We start from the raw sequence: 18,314 nt of genomic DNA, 5'->3' as shown, positions 1-18,314 counted from the left end.
TCTTCTCTTCCGACTTTTCTCACTCTTCGCCGGGCGCCGGCAGGATCCGCCCCGGATTCATTAGGCCATCGGGGTCGAACAGCGCCTTGATGCCTTCGGCGAGTTCGCGCTCAACAGGCGAGAGCCGCGAGAGATAGGCGTGCCGCTTGGTGCGACCGATGCCGTGCTCGGCGCTGATGCTGCCGCCGAAGGTATCGAGCAGCTCGAACAGTCGCTCCTCCAGATCGTGCAGGTGCTCGCGTTTGGCGGCATCGGGCATGGTTGTCGGCGGCAGGATATTGAAGTGCAGGTTGCCGTCGCCCACGTGGCCGTAGGCGATGATCTCGCACTCGGGCGATGCCTCCATGATCGCCTGGCTGGCGCGTTCGACGAAGTCCGGTATCTGCGAGATGGGCACGGCGATGTCGGTGCGCAGGTGTTCGCCGCGCCGCCGCTGCCCCTCGAGCATGCTCTCGCGAAACTGCCACAGCGTTCGCGACTGGGCTTCGCTGGTGGCCAGGGCGCCGTCGAGGACCAGGCCCTTTTCCATGCCGTGTTCCAGCAGCGCCTCCAGCATGGTGCCGAGATCCACCGGTCCAGTGGCCGCGACTTCCATCAGCACGTACCACGGGTAGGGGGAGTCCAGCGGGTCGCGCAGTTCGGGGCTGGCCTCCATGGCGAGTTCGATACAGCGCCGCGGGATCAGCTCGAAGGCGGTCAGCAGGTCGCTGCAGTCGCGCCGCGCACGGGCGTAGAGTTCGATCACCGCCGCCACCGAGGGCAGCCCGAGCAGGGCGGTGCGAGACTGATCGGGCCGCGGGCAGAGTTTGAGCACGGCACCGGTGACGATGCCCAGGGTGCCTTCGCTGCCCAGCATCAGTTGGGGCAGGGCGTAGCCGCGGTTGTCCTTGTGCAGCACGTTCAAGGCATTCCATATGCGCCCGTCGGGCAGCACCACCTCCAGGCCCAGCACCAGCTGGCGCATCATGCCGTAGCGCAGCACGTTGAGGCCGCCGGCGTTGGTGGCGACGTTGCCGCCGATCTGGCAGCTGCCTTGAGCGCCCAGCGACAGCGGGAAATCGCAGTCGTGCTCGGCGGCGGCCTGCTTGATCTCTTCCAGAATGCAGCCGGCGTCCACGGTCATGGTGAAGCTGACCGGGTCGATGGCGCGGATGCGGTTCATGCGCTCCAGGCTGATCACCAGTTCGCCGCCGTCGGTGGCGGGCAGGGCGCCGGCGACAAGCCCGGTGTGGCCGCCCTGCGGCACCATGCGCGTGCCGTGACGGCGGCACAGGGCGACCACCTCCGCCACCTCGACCGTCGATGCCGGACGTGCCACGGCCAGCGGCATGCCCAGGCGGTCCCCGGCCCAGTCGCTGACATAGCGCGACATGTCGGCGGGGTCGCGCAGTACGCCACGCTCGCCGAGGCGCTCGGTCAAGGCGTCGAGCAGTTCGGACATCAGGCCTCCTCGCGCCAGGCTTCGCCATCGGGGTAATGGTGGCGCTCCAGCGACTCGGGATACATGGTGATGCTGTAGCCTGGGGCGGTAGGTACCTGGTAGCGGCCGCCCTTGACCGTCACCGGGTCGACGAAGTGCTCGTGCAGGTGATCGACGTACTCCAGCACGCGCCCCTCCAGGCTACCCGAGACGGCGATGTAGTCGAACAGTGAAATGTGCTGCACGTATTCGCAGAGCCCCACGCCGCCGGCATGCGGGCAGACCGGTACGCCGAACTTCGCCGCCATGAGCACCACCAGGATCACCTCGTTGAGGCCGCCGAGGCGGGCGGCATCGAGCTGGCAATAATCGAGCGCCTCGGCCTGGAAGAACTGCTTGAACATCACTTTATTGTGACAGTGTTCGCCGGTGGCCACGCCGATGGGGGCGAGGCGATGACGGATCTCGGCATGCCCGAGAATGTCGTCGGGGCTGGTGGGCTCCTCGATCCACAGCGGATCGTACTCGGCCAGGCGGCGCATCTTGACGATCGTTTCGTCGACGTCCCAGACCTGGTTGGCGTCCATCATCAGTACGTTGTCCCAGCCGATCTCCTCGCGCAGCAGCGCCGCACGGCGGGCGTCTTCCTCGTTGTCGGCGCCGATCTTCAGCTTGAAGTGGGTCCAGCCCTCGGCAAGCGCCTCCCGGGCCAACTGGCGGACCTTGTCGTCGGGGTAACCCAGCCAGCCCGCCGAGGTGGTGTATGCGGGATAGCCGATGCGACGCATCTCGGCTTCCCGTTCGGCCTTGCCCGCTTCGCGCCGGCGTAGCAGGGCGATCGCTTCTTCCGGTGTCAGGGCGTCAGTGACGAAGCGGAAGTCCAGGCAGCGCACCAGCTCCTCTGGCGACATGTCGACCAGCAGCTTCCACACGGGCTTGCCCTCGCGCTTGGCCCACAGGTCCCACACCGCATTGACCAATGCCGCCGTGGCCAGGTGGATCGCGCCCTTGTCGGGGCCGATCCAACGCAGCTGGCTGTCGCCGGTGATCTCGCGCCAGAAGGCGCCCATGTCGCGGGTGAGCTCATCCAGCCGGCGACCTTCGATCAGGTGCTTGAGCGAATTCACCGCAGCCACGCAAATCTCGTTGCCGCGCCCGATGGTGAAGGTCAGGCCGTGCCCCTGGATGCCGTTCTGATCGTCGGTGTGCAGGATCACGTAGGTGGCGGAGTAGTCCGGCGCCGCGTTCATGGCGTCGGAGCCGTCCAGGTTGCGCGAGGTGGGAAAGCGGATGTCCTGCACCTCGATGCGGGTAATCTTGGGCATGCTCGTCTCCTTGAGAAAAAGCTTTCTTGTCGCCAGTTGCGTGGTTGTCCGTACTTATGCCCGGGCGAGGTGACGCATCAGCTCACGGATGCCGTAGCGCCAGGGTGGCAGCAGGTCGCTGCGGCCGACGTCGTTGACCAGGGCGCCGAGGGCCGGCGTGGCGATGGTGACCCGGTCCTCCAGATGGTGGGTGAAGCCCTGGCCGGGGCCGTCTCGATCCTGGATCGGCGAGAACATGGTGCCGAGATAGAGCATGAGGCCGTCCGGGTACTGGTGATGCGGGCCGATGGTCTGGCGCACCAGGTCGAGCGGATCGCGGCTGATCTCGCGCATGTCGCTCTCGCCCTCGAGCAGGAAGTCATCCTCCGCGCCTTCGATGCGCAGCGTGACCCGGCAGGCGCGCACGTCGTCGAGGGTAAAGCGTTCGTCGAACAAGCGAATGAAGGGGCCGATGGCACTCGAGGCGTTGTTGTCCTTGGCCTTGCCCAGCAGCAGGGCGCTGCGGCCCTCGATGTCGCGCAGGTTGACGTCGTTGCCCAGGCTGGCGCCACGCGGCCGCCCCAGGCTATCCACGGCCAGCACGATTTCGGGTTCGGGATTGTTCCAGTGGGAGGCGGGGTGCAGGCCCACGGTGGCGCCGAAGCCCACCGAGGAGAGCGGTTGAGCCTTGGTGAATACCTCAGCGTCGGGGCCGATTCCCACTTCCATGTACTGCGACCAGGCGCCTCGTGCCAGCAATGCTTTTCTGAGCGCCATGGCCTCGTCGGAGCCCGGTACGATGCGCGACAGATCGCTGCCGATCACGCCCTGTAGCTCCTCGCGCAGCTCGCTGGCGCGGCCCGGGTCGCCGGCCGCCTGCTCCTCGATGACGCGTTCCAACAGGCTCACGGCGAAGGTCACCCCGCAGGCCTTGATCGCCTGCACATCGCAGGGCGCCAGTAGGTGGGGAGCTCGCTGGGGCCTGGCCAGCGAATTTTCCAGCAGGGCCGCCACCGGGCCCAGCCGCTCGCCTTCGGCCTGGCTCACCGCGTCGCGCAGGTCGTCGCGCTCCAGCAGGTCGGCCATCGTCGGCCCCAGCTCGGTGATGTCGATGACTTCGCCGTCGCGCACGGTCACCAGCGCCGGGCCGGGGTGGGGCGTTTCTCGCCAGACCCGCCCTACCAGCAGGGCTTCACGGTGGTCGTGGGGCAGGCAGTCGGATGGCGAGACAGACTTCATGGTGCGCTCCGTTCGGCTGTGGCGGGCTGGCGCCTGGCCAGCACTCGCCTATCATGGTAGTTGTTGTCGTCTTGTATGACAGGTATGCCAACGACACGAATCCAACGAAACTATAGCAATTGGCACCGTCGCGTCGAGGCCGGCGGGTACGATCGAAACACACGCCCAAGACAACGGAGGATGGCATGTTCGAGGAGTGGAAAGGCAAGCGCGTATTGATCACCGGAGCGAGCCGCGGCATCGGTGCCGCGGTGGCACGCCAGGCGGGTGCGCTGGGTGCCCGCGTGGCGGTGCATTATTACACCAGCCAAGAACCCGCCGAGGCGGTGGTGCGAGCGATCCACGATGCGGGAGGCGAGGGCTTCACTGTGTGCGGCGACGTCAGCCGCAGCGCCGAGGCGACGCGCATCGTCGACGAGGCCGCAGAGCGCCTGGGCGGACTGGACCTGCTGATCAACAATGCCGGCGACATGCTGGGTCGCGTCGCGCTGGGTGAGATCGATGACGATCACTACGATCGGGTGATGGATCTCAACGCTCGCTCGGTGGTGATGGTTTCCCAGGCGGCGCTCCCGCATTTCAGGCGTACCGGTAGCGGCAACATCATCCATACCTCGTCGATTGCGGCGCGTAACGGCGGCGGGCCGGGCGCGGGCCTGTATGCCTCGGCGAAAGGCTTCGTCAGTACACTCACGCGCAACATGGCCAAGGAGCTGATGGACGACCGTATCCGCGTCAATGCCGTGGCGCCGGGGGTCATCGCCACCGATTTCCACGTGCGCCACTCCACCGAGGAGCAGTTGGCCGCGGTGTCGGCTTCCATTCCGATGGGGCGCACCGGTGCCGCCGAAGAGTGCGTGGGTGCCTACGTGTTCCTGGGCACCGATAGCATGAGCGGTTACATGACCGGCCAGATCATCGAGGTCAATGGAGGCCAGTTGATGCCATGAACGAGCGTGCGCCAGGCAAGTTCGATATCGCCATTACCATGGGCGATCCGGCCGGCGTGGGGCCCGAGATCGCTTGCCGGGCGCTGGCCGCGATGTCCGACGTCGAGCGGGCGTCTACGCTGGTGGTGGGCGATCCGGCCATCTTCCGGCGCGCCGCTCGCCTGCTGGGAGTGTCGCTCGAGTTCGTGCCGCTCGATGAGCAGTCTTCAGGTACGTTGGGCACGGCGCCGGGCAGCGTGGCGATCGCTGCGGTGGAGGCTCCTCCCGGGCAGGACATACCCGACGGGCAGGTCAGCGCCGGCGCCGGCGACATGGCGTTTCGCTGCATCGAGGCCGCAGTGGCGCTGGTGCAGGCCGGGCGCGCCGAGGTGATCGTCACCGCCCCGCTGAACAAGGCGGCGCTGCATGCCGCGGGCCACCATTACGACGGTCATACCGGCATGCTTGCCGCTCTCACCGGGGCGCCATCCTCCTTCATGCTGCTGGCGTCGGAGCGGCTTTCCACGCTGCATGTTTCCACGCACGTCTCGCTGCGCGAGGCGATCGAGCGGGTCACGCCGGAGCGTATCGCCGCCACGGTGAAAGCCGGTCATGCGCATTTGGTCGAGCTCGGCAATGTACGGCCGCGCATCGCGGTGGCGGGGCTTAACCCCCACTGCGGCGAGGGCGGCATCTTCGGCGACCAGGACGACCGGATCATCGCGCCCACGTTACATGCGCTGCGCGCCGAGGGGATCGACGTCAGCGGGCCGATTTCGGCGGATACCGTGTTCTACCGCGCTAGTCGCGGCGAATTCGACCTGGTTGTGGCGCAGTATCACGACCAGGGACATATCCCGGTGAAGCTCATTGCCTTCGATACCACGGTCAACGTCAGCCTGGGCCTGCCGATCCGGCGCACCTCGGTGGATCACGGCACGGCCTTCGACATTGCCTGGCAGGGGCGCGCCGATGCTACCAACATGGGGGCCGCCATTGCCTACGCTAGACGCCTGGCATCCTCCCCGGGGACGCCCGCGTGAGCCTCGATGTCGCCATCGTCGCCGATGATCTGACCGGGGCGCTCGACGCCGCGGCTCCCTTCGCCGGGCGAGGGATGGCGACACGGGTGGCGGTGAACCTGGAAGGGCTCGATATGGCGCTGGCTGCTGGCGAGGGCACCTTGCAGGTGGTGGCGGTCAATACCGGCTCGCGACATCTGGGCCGGGATGCCGCCATCCGGCGCGCGGCGGAGGCGGCCGAGCGGCTGCAGGCTTCTCGGCCGCGCCTGCTGCTCAAGAAAGTCGATTCGACCCTGCGCGGCCAGGTTGTGGCCGAGTCCGTGGCCCTGCGGCGCGCCAGCATGAAGCGTTTGTTGGTATGCCCCGCGGTGCCGAGCCAGGGCCGTTGCGTGCTGGATGGCGAAGTGTGGGTCGATGGCGAACCGCTCTCGGCCACCGCCTACGCCCGGGATGCTCTGTCGCCTGCGCTGGCGGGGCCCCTGGATCGTGGCTTCGCGGCAGACGGCGTCTCGCTGGTGCGCCACTCACTCGAAGCGGGGCGGCCTCTGCCGGTGACGGATTGCGTCGTCGACGCCACGGATGACACGTCACTGACGCGCATCGCCGAGCTGCTTCTCGAAGCCCCCGATGCATGGTTGCCGGTCTGCGCGGCAGGCCTGTCCCAGGCGTTGGCACTAAGTCCAGCGCTTACCCGGGGCCTAGCGCTGCCCCGGGGCCTGGCGGAGATGCCGCGGCCGCCGTCGCTGCCCGTGCCGGCACGTATACTGTTTGCGGTGGGCTCGCGGGCGCCTCGTGCACTCCGTCAGCTCGAAATGCTGCGCGAGTCGTTTCCCGAGGTTCCTTGGCAGCCTGCTTTCGGCCCGGGGTGCGGCGATGTCGACCGGCGCGTGCGAATCATCGTGCCGGGCGTGCCTGCGGATCAGGCGCCGGGTGCCGAGGCGGTGGCCGGCGCCATGGCCGAGGCGGTCGCCGCGGCGGGCGGGAGCGAGCGTGACGGTCTGCTGTTCCTCTCGGGGGGCGATATCGCCCTGGCCGTGCTGGAGCGTATTGGCGGCAAGTTCATCGATCTGCTCGGCGAATATTGCCCCGGCGTGCCGCTGGGGCATGTCAATGGCGACGTCGAACGCCCGGTGATGACCAAGGCGGGAGGCTTCGGCGAGGAGGATCTGCTGGTTCGGTTGATCGGTCGGGTTAGACATTCGTCGAAAGCCTGACCGCTCGGTTGCAGCCCAAGGATCCAAGGGCTAGCTTTCCATATGATGGTATGACACGTATACAAGAACCCATCGGCCGACGACGGTAGCCGCCGTCACAAGCATCGCTCAACTCGTAAGGAGAACAACAAGATGGTCAAGCAGAGCAACCGCCAGTGGAATCGTTGGCTTTCGACCACGCTACTGGTAGCGGGGATGGGCGCCGCGGGTGCCGCGAGCGCCGAGTCGCTCACCTTCGCTCACGTCTACGAGACCTCCGAGCCCTATCACGAGTGGGCCCTGTGGGCAGCCGACGAGATCGAGAAGCGTACCGACGGGCGCTATTCGATCGAGGTGCACCCCGCCTCGTCGCTAGGTAAGGAAGAGGACATCAACGAGGGGCTGACCCTGGGCACCGTGGACATCATTTATACCGGTACCCAATTCGCCGGCCGCGCTTATGGACCGATCGGCATTGCCGGCGCTCCCTACATGTTCCGCGACTTCGATCACTGGCAGGCCTACGCCGACAGCGACCTGTTCAAGGAGATCGCCCAGGGCTACCAGGACGCAACCGGCAACGTGCCGGTGGCGCTCAATTACTACGGCGAGCGCCACGTAACCTCCAACGAGCCCATCCTGACGCCCGAGGACATGCAGGACCTTAAGATCCGCACGCCAAACGCGCCGATGTACATGATGTTCCCCGAGGCGGTAGGGGCCAATCCGTCGCCCATCGCCTTCGACGAGGTGTACCTGGCGCTTCAGCAGGGCGTGGTCGATGCCCAGGAGAATCCGCTGCCGACCATTCGCGCCAAGGCGTTCTACGAGGTGCAGGATCATATCAACCTGACCGGTCATATCACCGATTCGCTGCTGACGATCATCGGTGGGCCGCTGTGGGATCGCCTCTCCGAGGAGGACCGCGAGATCTTCCGCGAGGTCTACCAGGAATCGTCCGAGAAGATCACACAGGACATCCAGCAGCAGGAGCAGGAGCTCGTCGCCTGGTTCGAGGAGCAGGGCGTGACGGTCAACGAGGTCGACCGTGAGCCGTTCCGCGAGGCGGTCGTTCCCGAGCACAACGGCGACGACGCCACCTGGGATCAGGAAACCTACGACCGGCTGCAGGAAATCGGCCAATAACCGTTAGAGGCGTGCCGCCCCCGAGCGGGGCGGCACACGGGAGGGCGCTCATGTCTCAAGATTCCCTGCCACCCGAGGCTGCCAGCATCGATCCCTTCGAAGACGACGATTTCGATTATAAGGCGTACGGCTGGGAAGACTGGCCGACGCTGGTCGTTTTCTGGGCGCTGGCCGCTGTCGTGTTCCTGCAGTTCTTCAGCCGCTACGTACTGGGCAGCTCGGTGGGCTGGACCGAGGAGATCGCCCGCTACCTGCTGATCGTGGTGGGCTTTCTCGGCAGCGCCATGGCGGCGCGCAAGAATTCCCACATCGCCGTGGAGTTCTTCTATCGCTACATGCCGGGCGGTGTCGGCCGGGTGATGTCGATGCTGGTGGATATCGGCCGCACCGTCTTCTATGCCGCGGGCGTGTGGATCAGCTACGGCCTGGCGGCCAAGACCAACGCGATGATGGTGTCGATCGACGTGCCCAAGGATGTCATCTACTACATCGTGATGGTCGGGTTCCTGCTGATGCTGGTGCGTTCGGTCCAGGTGACCATTCGCCACTGGCGTGAGGGCGAGAGCGAGCTGACCACGGCGAAGGATCGATGACAATGACAATCAACCGGAGAGCTCGCCATGCCTGAGGTTTCGGTCACGCAGCGCAAGGGGTCGGTCGTACCGCCGCTGATCGCCGCTCTGGCGGTCGCCTTCTGTGTGCTCATGGCCATCATGGGCTACTACCTGACGTTCCTGTTCGCCTCGATGTTCACCCTGCTGGTGATGGGGTTCCCCATTGCCGTGAGCCTCGCTGGTTCATGCCTGCTCTATGTGTACCTGACCGGCCGAGTGCCCGATATCGTGGTCGCGCACCGCATGATCAACGGCATCGACAGCTTTCCGCTGCTGGCGATTCCGTTTTTCATTCTGGCCGGCAACCTGATGAACCATGGCGGCATCACCACGCGGATCTTCGATTTCGCCCGGGCATTGATGGGCTGGATGCGCGGTGGGCTGGGGCACGTCAACGTCGGTGCCAGCATCGTGTTCTCCGGCATGTCGGGGGCGGCGGTGGCCGATGCCGGCGGGCTCGGTACCATCGAGATCAAGGCCATGCGCGACGCCGGCTACGACCAGGAATTCGCGGTGGGGATCACTGCGGCCTCGTCGACCATCGGCCCGATCATACCGCCCAGCCTGCCCATGGTGATCTATGGAGTAATGGCCGGCGCCTCGGTGGGCCAGCTGTTCGCCGCCGGCCTCATCCCGGGGCTGCTGATGGGCGCGAGCCTGATGATCATGATCGCCATCCTCGCCCGGCGGCGTGGCTATCCCCGCGATGCTTCGTTCTCCCCGGTTCTGGTGTGGCAGACGTTCAAGCGTGCCTTCCTGTCGCTGCTGACGCCGGTGATCATTGTCGGCGGCATTATCACCGGCGCCTTCACTCCCACCGAGTCGGCAATCGCCGCGGTGGTCTATGCGCTGATCCTCGGCACCCTGGTCTACCGCATCCTGACCTGGCGGCGGCTGCTCAAGGTCAGCATGGAGACCATCGAGACCACCGCCGTGATCCTGCTGATCGTCGCCGCCGCGTCGATCTTCGCCTGGATCCTGACCAGCAACCAGGTCACCCGACACGTGATGGAGCTGCTGGGACCGTTCTCGGACAATCCCGTCGCCATCCTGCTGCTGATCAACCTGGTGCTGATCGTGGTCGGCTGTTTCATGGAAACCATCGCCGCCATCACCATCCTGGTGCCCGTGCTGCTGCCGCTGGCCGTGAACGCCGGGGTCGACCCAGTGCACTTCGGCGTGATCATGGTGCTCAACCTGATGATCGGTCTGCTGACCCCGCCGGTGGGGATGGTGCTCTACGTGCTGTCCCGCGTCTCGAACATCTCCTTCGAGAAGTGCATGCGCGGCACGCTGCCGTTCCTGGTGCCGCTGGTCATTGCGCTGCTGCTGGTGACCTTCGTTCCGGCCATCTCCATGTGGCTGCCCACGCTCGTTTACCGCTGAACCGCTGAGGAGCGCCAATGCCTCGATCCGACGGACCCGCCACACGCGTGGCGGGTGCTGAACTGCAAGCCTTCATGCAGCGTGCCCTGGCACGCTGCGAGGTCGACGACGCCTCGCGTAACGCGGTTGCCCAGGCCTTGGTCACCGCATCGCGGATGGGTACCGACAGCCATGGGCTGCGCCTGTTGCCGCACTACGTGCGTGCGGTGCAAGGCGGGCGAATCAATCCGCGTCCCGCCATGCGCTTCACCCGGCGCCTGCCGGGAACCGGCTCCCTCGATGCCGACGACGGCTTCGGCCATCTGGCCGGTTATACCGCTATCGAGCACGCCATCGCCATGGCCGATGAGATCGGCATCGGCGCGGTGGCCGTCGGCCGTTCCTCGCACTTCGGTGCGGCGGGCTGCTATGCGCTGGAGGCGGCCCGGCGAGGCTACGTCGGGCTGTCGGTCTGCACTGCCGACGCCCTGGTCAGCCTGCACCACGGGCAACGCCCTTTCCATGGCACCAACCCCATTGCCTTCGCCGCACCGGTGCCCGATCAGCCCCCTTATCTGCTCGACATGGCAACCAGTTCGATTCCCTGGAACCGGGTCAAGCAGTACGCCGCCATCGAGCGGGAATTGCCGCTTGGTGTGGCGGCGGACGCCGAGGGTGAGCTGACGGTCGATGCCGCGCGGGCCGTTTCGCTACTGCCACTGGGTGGAGCCGATTTCGGTTTCAAGGGGGCGGGGCTCGCCGGCATGGTGGAGGTGCTCAGCGCGACGCTGACCGGCATGGTTCATGGCTTTCGCATGCTGCCGATGAGCGGTGACGACATGAGTACGCCGAGAGGGGTGGGGCATTTCTTCCTGGTCATGCGCCCCGACGCCTTCGTCGAGCGTGATGTCTATGATCGCGGCATGTTGGATTACCTGGCGGATCTGCGCGCCCAGCCCGCGCTGGAGGGGAGGGAGGTGCTGGCACCCGGCGACCGCGAGTGGCGCTGCCAGGCACAGCGCGATGCCGAGGGTATTCCGCTCGATTCCGCAAACGTGGTGGCCTACGCCGAGCTGGCGGAGGAGCTCTCGATTCCCGCTCTGCCCTAGATCGCGCGATCCATGTAACTGCAAGAGCGAGTGGCTGCGCGAACGAGTGGCCGCAAGTGAGTGCAAGGATGCAGTAACATAGTGGCCGGGTCCGCGTGGGGCTCGGATTGGCAGGCCAGGAGTTGCATTGCATGAGTCGATACAAGGTGGAGCGCAAGACGCTGTCGGAGCAGGTGGCCGAACAGCTCGAGGCGGAGATCCTCGAAGGGCGGCTGAAGGAGAACGACCAGCTGCCCTCGGAGCGCGAACTGATGGAGCAGTTCGGCGTCGGCCGTCCCGCCGTGCGAGAAGCGCTTTTCCATCTGCAGCAGCTTGGGCTGATCGCCATCAACAGCGGCACTCGTGCCCGGGTGATACGACCCACCGCCGAGGCGGTCATGGCGCGCCTTTCCGGCGTCACCCGGCAGCTGTTGTCACGGCCGGAAGGGCAGCAGTATTTCCAGGAGGCGCGGGCCATGTTCGAGATCTCGCTGGCGCGCTACGCCGCCCGGCATGCCGGCGAAGAGGATCTCCAGCGCCTGCGCGACGCCCTGGCCGATAACCGGGATGCCGTGGGCGACGAGGCGCGCTTCAAGCGCTCCGACAACGATTTTCATGGCGTGCTGGCGAGCATTGGTCGCAACCCCATCTTCGACGCCATTCATGTGGCGCTCTCCGAATGGCTCGACGACCGTCGCGCCCAGGTGCTGCAGCAGAAGGACGAGGACAAGGCGGCGCTTTCCGCGCATACCGAGATCGTCGAGGCGATCGAATCTCGCGACCCCGATGCCGCCGAGGCTGCCATGCGCCGCCACCTCGACCGGCACTATGGGACCTATATGAAGCTCAAGAAGCGTCTGGAGTAACGATCAGTTGCGCGTCGGTCAGGCTCGCTTCGCACGTGACATATGTTCCATAAACCATGAGAACGTAGGCGAGCAAAGGCCAGACAAGGCAAAAATCTGCGAAAGGACGGAGTTTACAAGCTGTAAATGAGTACCTTGAGCCGATTTTTAACGCCGTATGGCCGAGCGCAGCCACGTTATACCACTATAAAGAGACGCCGCGCTTCCAGGGAATGAAATCATACTGCGCCAGCCCCACCGCCTTGGGCGTATAGCGCCCCGAAGCGGCATCGATGCACAGCTGCAGGAGCTCGACGGCCAGTTCCTCGATCTGCGCTTCCCCACGAATGATCGGCCCCGCGTCGTAATCGATCACGTCGGCCATGCGGTTGGCCAACTCGCTGTTGCTGGCGATCTTCAGCACCGGTGCGACCGGGTTGCCGGTGGGTGTGCCCAGACCGGTGGTAAAGAGGATCAGGTTGGCGCCCGAACCGGCCAGGGCGGTGGTCGATTCGACGTCGTTGCCGGGGGTGCAGAGCAGGTTGAGGCCCTTGTGGTGTAGCGGCTCCGTGTAGTCGAGCACGTCGACCACCGGGCTGTCGCCGCCTTTCTTGGCTGCTCCGGCGGACTTCATGGCATCGGTGATCAAACCATCGCGAATGTTGCCCGGCGAGGGGTTCATCGAGAAGTCGGCCCCGACTCGGGCGGCGTGCTGTTGGTAGGCTTCCATCAGGATACGGAACCGCTCGGCCACGCGCTCGTCGCGACAGCGGGCCAGCAGTTCGTGCTCGACCCCGCATAGCTCGGGAAATTCGCTCAAGACACCGCTGCCGCCCAGGGCGACCAGGCGATCCACCACGGCGCCCACCAAGGGGTTGGCCGAGAGCCCGGAGAAGCCGTCGGAACCGCCGCATTCCACGCCCAGGTTGAGCGCCGACAGCGGGGCGGGTGAGCGCTCCACCTGGTTGGCTTGTCGCAGTCCGTCGAAGATCGTGGTCAACGCCTCGCGGATCAAGGCCTCTTCGCTGTGGCTGGCTTGTTGCTCCAGGTAGTGGACCGGGCGCCAGCCGTCGGGGTCGCGCTCGGCCACTGCCTGTTGCAGCAGCTCGATCTGCGCCTTCTGGCAGCCCAGGCTCAGTACGGTGGCGCCAGCCACGTTAGGGTGACAGATGTAGCCGGCCAGCAATTGGCATAGCGCCTGAGTGTCGTCGTCGGTGCCGCCGCAGCCCAGCGTATGCGTCAGGAAGCGCACCCCGTCGACGTTGGGAAACAGCCGCTCACGAGGGGGCAGCGTCGTTTCTTCTTCGGCTTGCCCGTGCAGTAGCTCCCTGGCCAGGCGCTTGTAGTCGCGATAGGGGTCCTCGCCCAGCGCATCGGCTACGCTCTGGCGCAGCACCTCGATGTTGCGGTTCTCGCAGAAGACCAGCGGCACCACCAGCCAGACATTGGCGGTACCGACCTGACCGTCCGGCCGGTGATAGCCATCGAACTTTGCGCCGCTGAAAGCGGAAACATCGGGAGCCTGCCAGTGCTTTTGGCGTGTCGCCGCTTTCTCGGTGGCCGTGCTGTGCTCGGTATTGGCGGTGGTAATGGCGGCACCCGCGGCAATGGGGCGGGTTGCCCGGCCCACCGTGACACCATACATGATCACGCTGTCGCCCTCGGCCAGGTCAGCCAGGGAGAACTTGTGCTTGTGGCGGATCGGCTCGACAAGGCGAATACGACGGCCGTCGTCCTCGATCTCGACCCCTTCCGGCAGGTCCTTCAGGGCGACGCGCACGTTATCGGCGGCGTGAACGCGCAGGGTGGCGAGTCGGCCGGCGTCGCTGGCGATGGCGTGGGTCATGGCAAGCTCCTGCTAAGGCGGTATGGGGTCTCAAAGCACTTCGTCGGAGACTACCGTCTGTTGCTGTTCGCCAAGACCCTCGATGCCAAGGCGCATGCATTGACCCGGCTTGAGGTAGACCGGCGGCTTCTGGCCCATGCCGACCCCGGGCGGGGTGCCGGTGGAAATGACATCGCCCGGTTGCAGGCTCATGAAGCGGCTCAGGTAGCTGATCAAATAGGGTATGCGATAGACCATGGTGCGGGTACTACCGTCCTGATAGCGGTGCTCGTCCACCTCGAGCCACATCGCCAGGTCGTGAGGGTCGGGCACCTCGTCCGGTGTGACCAGCCAGGGGCCCAGCGGGCCGAAGGTATCGCAGCCCTTGCCCTTGTCCCAGGTGCCGCTGCGCTCGAGCTGGTACTCGCGCTCGGAGATATCGTTGACCACGCAGTAGCCGGCCACGTGAGCCCGGGCGTCGGCCTCATCGATGTAGCGCCCGGCCTTGCCGATGACCACGCCGAGCTCGACTTCCCAGTCGGTCTTCTGCGAGTCCCGCGGCAGCAGCACGTCGTCGTTCGGGCCGCTTATGGCGCTGGTCCACTTGTTGAACACCACTGGCTCCGGCGGGACTTCGGCGCCGGTCTCGGCGGCGTGGTCGGAGTAGTTGAGACCAATGCAGATGAACTTGCCGACTCCGCCCACGCAAGGGCCCAGGCGAGTGTCGGCGGACACGATCGGGAGGTCGGCGGGATTGAGCGCGGCCACCACGTCAAGCCGTGCCCGGCCGAGATAGGCGCCACCGAGGTCGGGCAAATGGGCCGAGAGATCGCGGATAACGCCGTCGGCATCGAGCAGGCCGGGTTTTTCCTGTCCCTTCGGGCCAAAGCGCAGCAGTTTCATGATCGGTTTCCTTGTCGTCGATTTCTAAAGACGTCGATTCCAGAGTCTTCGTGCCGGTAACGGTCTTGCGGATAATCGCCGGTGCGGCGAGCGCTGCACCGGTTGCCTTGTTCAGGTTAGCCAGCCACCGTCGATGATATGTGCCGTGCCGGTGGTATAGGCCGATTCGTCGGCTGCCAGATAGGTGGCGAGCGCGGCGATCTCATCGGCTGTGCCCAGTCGGCCAAGGGGCTGCCGGGCGAGGAAGGCGTCGAACACTTCCGCCTCCGAGCGTCCTTCCCGGTTGGCCTGGTCGTGTATGCGCTGGCGCAGGGAAGGGGAGTCGACCGTGCCCGGGCAGATAGCGTTGCAACGGATACCCTGGGCCACGTAGTCGGCGGCCACCGACTTGGTCAGGCCGATCACCGCGGCCTTGGACGTGCCGTAGGCGAAGCGGTTGGGCACTCCCTTCAAGCTCGAGGCCACCGAGGCCATGTTGATGATGCTGCCGCTGCCCCGCGCAAGCATGCCGGGAAGCAGGGCGCGTATGAGGCGGTACATGGCGGTGACGTTCAGTGCCAGGGAAAGCTCCCAGTCCTCTTCGCTGCACTCCAACAGGCTGCCGCTGGCCACGTGGCCGGCGCAATTGAACAGCACGTCCGGCGCGTCGATGTCCGCCGCCAAGGCGTTGATCCCGCCGGGGTCGAGAACGTCGAGGCGGCGGGTCTCGATGCCTTCGACCCCGCGTAACGCTTCCAGCTTTTGAGGATCTATATCGGTGGCGATGACACGCGCACCCTCCCGGGCGAAACGTTGCGCGGTGGCCTGGCCGATGCCTTGACCGGCGGCGGTGACCAGGGCCGTCTTGTCGTGCAGTCGCATGGCGGGGTTCCGTGTGTTGTGGTTGTCGGAAGCGTGCCTTGGTTCATGCTGGTATGACAGGATACTAGCCTGACGTTTATCCCGATTATGGTCCAGTTCGATGGAAATGCAACACCGCTTCGGTGTGACTGGGCTTGGCTGCGGGCTGCGGGCTGCGGGCTGCGGCTGTATCGGAGGTACGACTGGGCTGCTGTGCTGCAGCCCTGCCGGCACGGCAATGCGGCGAGCCGGAGCCCGCCGCGATGCAGGAGAAAGTGCTCGCTGTGCGCTCAGCGGGCCAGCCAGCCGCCATCGACAGCCAGCGCGTGACCGTTGACGTAGCTCGCCGCATCCGAGCAGAGAAAGATTGCTGCACCCGCCAGGTCCTCAGGCGTGCCCCAGCGACCGGCGGGTATGCGGCCGAGAATTTCGGCGCTGCGCTGTGGATCGTCACGCAGGGCCTGGGTGTTGTCCGTGGCCATGTAGCCCGGCGCGATGGCATTGACGGTTATGCCGTGGGCGGCCCATTCGTTGGCCAGCAGGCGCGTCAGTCCGAGAATGCCGCTCTTGCTGGCGGTGTAGGATGGCACGCGGATGCCGCCCTGAAACGACAGGACCGAGGCGACATTGACGATGCGCCCCGGCACCTTGCGCGCCACCCAATGGCGCGCCACTTGCTGGCTGAGGAAGAAGGCGGCCTTCAGGTTGACGTCGATCACCGCATCCCAGTCGTCCTCGCTGAACTCCAGTGCCGGAGCGCGGCGAATCATGCCGGCGTTGTTGATCAGGATATCGACACGGTCGGTGTGCTCCAGTGCGCGGGCGACGATCTCCTCCGCTCGGTCATGTCCCAATTCCGCCTCGACGTGGTGATAACGTCGACCCAGCGACTCGACCTTCTTCCTTGTGGCTTGTGCCTCGCTTCGGTTGACCCCGATGATCTCGGCCCCCGCCTCAGCAAGCGCCATGGCGATACCCTGACCGAGTCCCTTGTTGCAGCCTGTGACCATGGCGACCCGACCCTCAAGTGAAAACCGTGTCATGCGTGTCTCCTTTGTTGAGATTACGGCATTGGCGGTTCGTCAGTATGGACCGTGCGGGGCCATTGGATAAGACCATTGGCCCCGGCCTCATTGTGAGGCGGCGAACGGGATAGGGGTAGGCGCTGAGGCTTTGTGAGCCTGGCGAATGAGGCGGGTGAGTGTATCTGGCGAAAAAAAGGGGGGCGGGAGCCGGCATGCGCCCTTCGGACAGGCCCGCAGGGCGCATGTATTGGCAGGAATGGGGCGAACTAGTCGGGACGATTACCGGGTTGACGATTCGGGTCTTTGCCCGGCGGGCCCGGCGGGCGATTATTGGGCTTCTTCCCACTAAACCCACGCCAGGCGTTTTTCACCTTGGTGCGGTTCGCTGGCTTTCTCAGCCAGTTCGCAATGGCTAATCCTAACCACTTCTTCATACAGACCTCCATGCCCGCAGTAAGCGCTTCTCATTGGGTAAGCTGCTGCCGTTCACGCTCGTCGTTGCTGGACGCCTCGGTCTCGAACCGCGACCCGAACGCACCCATTCGACTTCCTTATCCTGGGGAATATGCTCTCTAGGTATGGTTGCCCTCAGCTCATGAGTCAAGCGAGGCGGATATGCTGGGCTCGCAAGGGGCAGGTCAGGTAGTGAAGGTGTGCTGGGGTGAGGATCAGCTCAGCTGCCGTTTGGTCAGCCGTCGGCTAGTGCACCATAATAAGATCTGGGCTAGAGCGTAAGGTTCTTGTCGTCAGACGGGCAGCGTTATGGCCAGGGAGCTTCTTTGTACCGGTATGGAGCGCAAGCATGACCGATGATCCTCGCTCACCCAACCTATTGATGATCAGTAAGTTGGAAAACACGTTCACCTTCTCAAGCGAGGAGAAGCAGGCTCTTTTGGACTTGCCGGTTCAGGTTACCGTTCTCAAGGAGGATCGGGACATTGTGCGCGTCGGCGACCGCCCATCCCAGTCTTGCCTGATCTTGGAAGGCTTCACCTGCATATACAAAGTGACGTCGGAGGGCAATCGCCAGATCATGGCCCTGCATGTCCCCGGCGACATACCGGACCTGCAAAGCCTGCACCTGAGGTTTATGGACAACAACCTTGCTCCGATCAGCCCCTGCACAGTCGGGTTCATCGAGCACAGGGACTTGCTCCAGATATGCGAGCGCTATCCCAGCATTACCGCTGCCTTTTGGCGCGAGACGCTGGTTGACGCCTCGATCTTTCGAGAGTGGCTGCTCAACGTTGGAAGGCGCGAGGCCTACACTCGGATGGCCCACCTTCTCTGCGAGTTTCTGGTGCGCCTGGAGGTGGTGGGCCTTGTCGAGAACAGTACCTTCGACCTGCCGATTACCCAGGCTGAGCTGGCGGACGCACTGGGCATCAGCGCGGTTCACATGAATCGTGTCTATCAGGCGCTTCGTGCCGATGGTTTGATACAGACCAAGGGTACGCAGGTGACTGTCCCTGATTGGGAAAAATTGAAGGCAGCGGGTGACTTCGATCCTCTCTACCTTCATCTGAAAGGGGGCCAGTAAGCATAAGCCTTCCTTT

Annotated in this window: 16 protein-coding genes; 9 read left to right on the top strand and 7 right to left on the bottom strand. The window is 65.1% G+C overall.

The genetic code is table 11. From position 1 onward, the window contains the following. Window positions 1–19: 19 nt before the first annotated feature. From CYJ07_RS10755 to CYJ07_RS10745, 3 genes are read right to left on the bottom strand one after another with little or no spacing between them, the layout of a single operon-like run. A complete protein-coding gene (locus CYJ07_RS10755; protein ID WP_104203704.1) occupies window positions 20–1,441 on the bottom strand; it encodes an FAD-binding oxidoreductase in 1,422 nt (473 codons plus the stop codon). Then, window positions 1,441–2,745, bottom strand: a complete 1,305-nt coding sequence (locus tag CYJ07_RS10750; protein ID WP_104203703.1) for an L-fuconate dehydratase — start codon at window positions 2,743–2,745, stop codon at window positions 1,441–1,443. The genes CYJ07_RS10755 and CYJ07_RS10750 overlap by 1 nt, the downstream gene beginning before the upstream one ends. A 54-nt stretch (window positions 2,746–2,799) precedes the next feature. Beyond that, window positions 2,800–3,963, bottom strand: a complete 1,164-nt coding sequence (locus CYJ07_RS10745; protein ID WP_104203702.1) for a fumarylacetoacetate hydrolase family protein — start codon at window positions 3,961–3,963, stop codon at window positions 2,800–2,802. 185 nt (window positions 3,964–4,148) lie between these two features. Here CYJ07_RS10745 and CYJ07_RS10740 point away from each other — a divergent pair, with 185 nt between their 5' ends. The 8 genes from CYJ07_RS10740 to nanR all read left to right on the top strand — a co-directional run bounded on the left by CYJ07_RS10740 (window position 4,149) and on the right by nanR (window position 12,186). Continuing rightward, entirely contained in the window at window positions 4,149–4,913 is a 765-nt protein-coding gene (locus CYJ07_RS10740) for an SDR family NAD(P)-dependent oxidoreductase (protein WP_104203701.1), read from the top strand. After that, window positions 4,910–5,935, top strand: a complete 1,026-nt coding sequence (gene pdxA / locus CYJ07_RS10735) for a 4-hydroxythreonine-4-phosphate dehydrogenase PdxA (RefSeq protein ID WP_104203700.1) — start codon at window positions 4,910–4,912, stop codon at window positions 5,933–5,935. The genes CYJ07_RS10740 and pdxA overlap by 4 nt, the downstream gene beginning before the upstream one ends. After that, window positions 5,932–7,128, top strand: coding sequence for a four-carbon acid sugar kinase family protein (locus CYJ07_RS10730; protein WP_104203699.1), 1,197 nt, complete (start codon window positions 5,932–5,934; stop codon window positions 7,126–7,128). The genes pdxA and CYJ07_RS10730 overlap by 4 nt, the downstream gene beginning before the upstream one ends. Window positions 7,129–7,260: 132 nt before the next feature. Beyond that, entirely contained in the window at window positions 7,261–8,253 is a 993-nt protein-coding gene (locus CYJ07_RS10725) for a sialic acid TRAP transporter substrate-binding protein SiaP (RefSeq protein ID WP_104203698.1), read from the top strand. 50 nt (window positions 8,254–8,303) lie between these two features. Continuing rightward, window positions 8,304–8,846 carry a TRAP transporter small permease gene (locus CYJ07_RS10720; protein ID WP_104203697.1) on the top strand — a complete coding sequence of 181 codons (543 nt, stop codon included), beginning with the start codon at window positions 8,304–8,306 and terminating at the stop codon, window positions 8,844–8,846. 27 nt (window positions 8,847–8,873) lie between these two features. Beyond that, window positions 8,874–10,253 carry a TRAP transporter large permease gene (locus CYJ07_RS10715; RefSeq protein WP_104203696.1) on the top strand — a complete coding sequence of 460 codons (1,380 nt, stop codon included), beginning with the start codon at window positions 8,874–8,876 and terminating at the stop codon, window positions 10,251–10,253. 17 nt (window positions 10,254–10,270) lie between these two features. Further along, the gene (locus tag CYJ07_RS10710; RefSeq protein WP_104203695.1) at window positions 10,271–11,341 is read left to right on the top strand and encodes an Ldh family oxidoreductase; all 1,071 of its coding nucleotides are present in this window, start codon (window positions 10,271–10,273) and stop codon (window positions 11,339–11,341) included. A gap of 131 nt (window positions 11,342–11,472) precedes the next feature. Then, entirely contained in the window at window positions 11,473–12,186 is a 714-nt protein-coding gene (gene nanR, locus CYJ07_RS10705; RefSeq protein WP_104203694.1) for a transcriptional regulator NanR, read from the top strand. Window positions 12,187–12,370: 184 nt separating this feature from the next. Here the strand turns inward: nanR and CYJ07_RS10700 are convergent, their stop codons facing one another. The 4 genes from CYJ07_RS10700 to kduD form a co-directional block, all read right to left on the bottom strand. Further along, complete coding sequence (locus CYJ07_RS10700; protein ID WP_104203693.1) at window positions 12,371–14,011, bottom strand: UxaA family hydrolase; 1,641 nt, start codon at window positions 14,009–14,011, stop codon at window positions 12,371–12,373. A 30-nt stretch (window positions 14,012–14,041) separates the two neighbouring features. Further along, complete coding sequence (locus tag CYJ07_RS10695) at window positions 14,042–14,893, bottom strand: fumarylacetoacetate hydrolase family protein (RefSeq protein WP_104203692.1); 852 nt, start codon at window positions 14,891–14,893, stop codon at window positions 14,042–14,044. A gap of 111 nt (window positions 14,894–15,004) precedes the next feature. Continuing rightward, window positions 15,005–15,754 carry an SDR family oxidoreductase gene (locus CYJ07_RS10690; protein WP_104203691.1) on the bottom strand — a complete coding sequence of 250 codons (750 nt, stop codon included), beginning with the start codon at window positions 15,752–15,754 and terminating at the stop codon, window positions 15,005–15,007. Window positions 15,755–16,023: 269 nt separating this feature from the next. Continuing rightward, window positions 16,024–16,776 carry a 2-dehydro-3-deoxy-D-gluconate 5-dehydrogenase KduD gene (gene kduD, locus CYJ07_RS10685; protein ID WP_104203690.1) on the bottom strand — a complete coding sequence of 251 codons (753 nt, stop codon included), beginning with the start codon at window positions 16,774–16,776 and terminating at the stop codon, window positions 16,024–16,026. Window positions 16,777–17,560: 784 nt separating this feature from the next. Between kduD and CYJ07_RS10680 the strand changes: the two genes are divergently transcribed. Then, on the top strand, window positions 17,561–18,298 hold the full coding sequence (locus tag CYJ07_RS10680) for a Crp/Fnr family transcriptional regulator (protein WP_104203689.1): 738 nt from the start codon (window positions 17,561–17,563) through the stop codon (window positions 18,296–18,298). Window positions 18,299–18,314 lie beyond the last annotated feature (16 nt).

Origin of the sequence: Billgrantia saliphila (genome assembly GCF_002930105.1) — a bacterium.
Lineage (GTDB): Bacteria > Pseudomonadota > Gammaproteobacteria > Pseudomonadales > Halomonadaceae > Halomonas > Halomonas saliphila.
Note: the sequence above shows the minus strand (reverse complement) of the source record. Positions and strands in the feature narration are given on the sequence as shown.